The organism is Peribacillus sp. P4_C12, from assembly GCF_056402095.1.
The window spans coordinates 1-3,286 of sequence record NZ_JBFUIB010000423.1 but is presented as its reverse complement, the minus strand read 5'-3'; the positions used below and the strand labels follow the sequence as shown (position 1 = coordinate 3,286).

At 34.3% G+C, this 3,286-nt stretch carries 1 protein-coding gene and 1 pseudogene; both read left to right on the top strand.

Annotated elements, in window-relative coordinates:
- The first annotated feature begins 296 nt into the window (after nt 1–296).
- Complete coding sequence (locus tag AC1DUW_RS24185) at nt 297–1,565, top strand: L-lactate MFS transporter (protein WP_057218927.1); 1,269 nt, start codon at nt 297–299, stop codon at nt 1,563–1,565.
- 573 nt (nt 1,566–2,138) lie between these two features.
- Nucleotides 2,139–2,950 (top strand): annotated as a pseudogene (locus tag AC1DUW_RS24180) (formate/nitrite transporter family protein).
- Nucleotides 2,951–3,286: the final 336 nt, after the last annotated feature.

Here is a 3,286-nt window from a genome sequence, read left to right as displayed (position 1 = left end):
GATACAAGGGATTCTTATATAACATTCTACAGCTGCTAATTTATGCCTCTCACCTAAATTTGTCTTCCTATTCCCTATGTGAGTAAGATATAAAATAAAATTTTTTTCTAAGCCGATTCGGATTTGTATAAGAATGTTATAGCAACATTTTTTTTAGTAAAATTCAATTTAGTAGTTTACTACTAAATAATAATCTTATATACTTATCCCACGAGATAGACAAAATGCATGCAATTCATATTATTATAGATAAAACGCATGCAACTCTCTTATACTTCACGAAAAGGGGTAACAAAATGAAAAAAAACAGGTGGTTAATTGCTTTATCTGCTATTGCCATTCACCTTTCCATTGGTGGTGCATACGCATATAGCGTATACAAGAAACCTTTAGTTGAGACTATGGGGTGGTCAGAAACTGAAGTAACTTTAGCATTTACAATAATGATGGCGCTTGCAGGAACCTCTGCAGCTTTCTTTGGTAAATTTGTTGAAAAGAATGGTCCAAGAAAATCTGCCTTAGTTGCTGCTGTATTATTCGGTTTAGGACAAGCCGGTTCTGGTTTGGCTGTCATGATCGATTCACTTCCACTTTACTTACTAACATATGGAGTATTAAGTGGACTTGGTATGGGTATTGGGTACATTTCACCAGTATCTACTCTTGTCAAATGGTTCCCTGATAGAAGAGGATTAGCAACAGGTATGGCTGTACTCGGTTTTGGTGCTGGATCTCTTATTACTGCCCCAGTTGCAGCAAGTCTTATGGAATCCGTTGGAATTTATTCTACTTATTATATATTAGGAGCAGGCTATTTCATTCTTATGTTTTTAGGTGCTTCATATATTGCACCACCAAAAGCGAATTACATTCCTGAAGGTATGAAAAAAGATTTTGAGTCAGGAAAAAAAGAAATTAAAAAAGATCTAAGACAATTAACTGCAAAAGAAGCCGTTAAAACAAAACATTTCTGGATGCTTTGGTCTATGAAATTAATTAATACTAGTGCAGGGATAATGATGATTTCTGTGGCTTCTCCTATGGCTCAAGACGTAGTTGGATTGTCTGTAGCTGGCGCAGCAGCACTGGTAGGTATCATGGGAATCTTTAATGGTGGAGGCAGACTTGGTTGGGCAGCAGCCTCTGATTATATCGGTCGCTCAAATGTTTTCGTCATATTCTTTATTATTCAAATCGGAGCATTCCTTTTACTTCCAACTACTACAAATACGTTATTGTTCCAAGGACTTATTTTGTTAGTTGTTAGTTGTTATGGTGGAGGTTTCTCAAATCTCCCTGCATTTGCTGGAGATTTATTTGGAACAAAAGAAATTGGTGCTATCCATGGTTATCTTTTAACAACATGGTCTCTTGGAGGAGTTTGTGGACCAATGCTGGTTACCGCAATTAGAGAAAGTACAAACAGTTATATTCCAGTGTTCTATGTTTTCGCTGGATTAATTGCAATCGCTTTCGTCATTTCCATCTGGCTACGTTTAGATATCAAAAAAATGCAAAGAGAACAGAAACAAGGATTTACTAATACATTAAGTAAAATATCATAAACCAGAGTTGTTTATCTGACTATATTGTTAGATAAATCTTTTAGATCAAGGCATTATCAAGATAACTTCCTTATTGGGAATTTTCTTGTGATAATGCCTTTTTCATTTTATATTTTACTCTTTATTATATTTTCATCAGAATTTATATTTTATAAAAATTGAAAACAATTACTGTATGGGCACTTTTCAGGAACTTCATAAGAAAGTACTTTTATTCCTTCTAGAAAAACTAGCTACCCTACTCCCCCTATCTCACTCAAACTCAAAAGTATAAAATCGTTTTATCATATTTAGAAGGCAGTCTATAATTTACACTTTTAAAAATTCAGGCTTTATATTATTAGCATTTTCTTTTTGTATTATATATTTTTGAACCACCCTAAACTGTGATAAAGGCCTAGTTTTTTCTATTAAAAAATCCTAAATTMGTTATTTCGTAATAGCATATATTTAAAACTAATGTATAATAACTGTTGGTAATCTTTGTTTAGTAAGTATTTTCAAGGGTTTTTACAACTAAATAAGTAACACATTCTAACAAATTTTTTTGAAACATCAGCTAGGGGGAGCAATATGAGTTATTATAACCCGCAACAAATGGCGAAAATTGCAATCAAAGCAGGAACTAAGAAAGCAACATTGCCACTAACTAGTCTAATAATACTAGGTTTCCTAGGTGGGGCCTTTATCGCTTTGGGCTATTTATTTAACATAAGGGTCACTGCAGGCTTACCACATGAGTGGGGTACACTGAATAACTTAATAGGTGGTTTAGTATTCCCGTTAGGTTTAATACTTACTGTAATTGCCGGCGGAGAATTATTAACTGGAAATATGATGGCTGTATCGATGGCTGCGCTTGCTAAAAAAGTATCTGTTAAACAATTATCAATAAACTGGATCTTAATTGCTATAACCAACTTCGCAGGTGCCATTTTTGTTGCTTACTTTTTCGGACATCTACTTGGATTGACCGAAACTGATATCTTTTTGAATAAAACGATAGCTGCAGCACAATCAAAGGTGGATGCCAATTTTATTGAAGCATTCATTTCAGCTGTCGGCTGTAACTGGCTGGTAGCCCTGGCTATTTGGATTACATACAGCGCTGAAGATACTACAGGAAAAATCATTGGATTGTTCTTGCCGATTTGTGCTTTCATTACACTTGGATTCCAGCATATTGTTGCCAATATGTTTGTCATTCCAGCAGGAATTTTCGTTGGTGCCATTACTTGGGGTGAGTATTTTATGAACTTTATCCCAGTCTTCCTTGAAATGCTGTTGGTGGTGCCATTCTCGTAGGCGGTCTGTATTACGGAGCTTATGCACGTCAGGACAAAAAAGTTGTAGAAGAAATAAAGTATATAAAAAAATCATCATAATTTTTTTATACAAGGCCTTCATTTTCCAATGGAGGTTTGTTTTTCATTTTAACCAAAGAATTTTGGTATTTTAATATGAGGTCTCAGCTGCCTCTTACTTGAAATATATTGGTTTATTAAAGAACTTCAATGATTCTGTGAAGTAAATGAGATACATGCATCTGCCCTAAATTAGAAATTACTTTAGAATACAACCTTTGCTCCGAATTACGAAATATTTGAATTCTAATTAAAGGTAGAATCAACAACTCGCTTGAAAACAGTCTGCAATTGAACCATCGGATGTCAAATTACATCTATTTCCCCCCTAATCATTTATTACTATTGGTATTATTG

Excerpts from the sequence above, each read along its gene's own strand:
- AC1DUW_RS24185 (WP_057218927.1), top strand. The coding sequence starts at position 297 with ATGAAAAAAAACAGGTGGTTAATTGCTTTATCTGCTATTGCCATTCAC.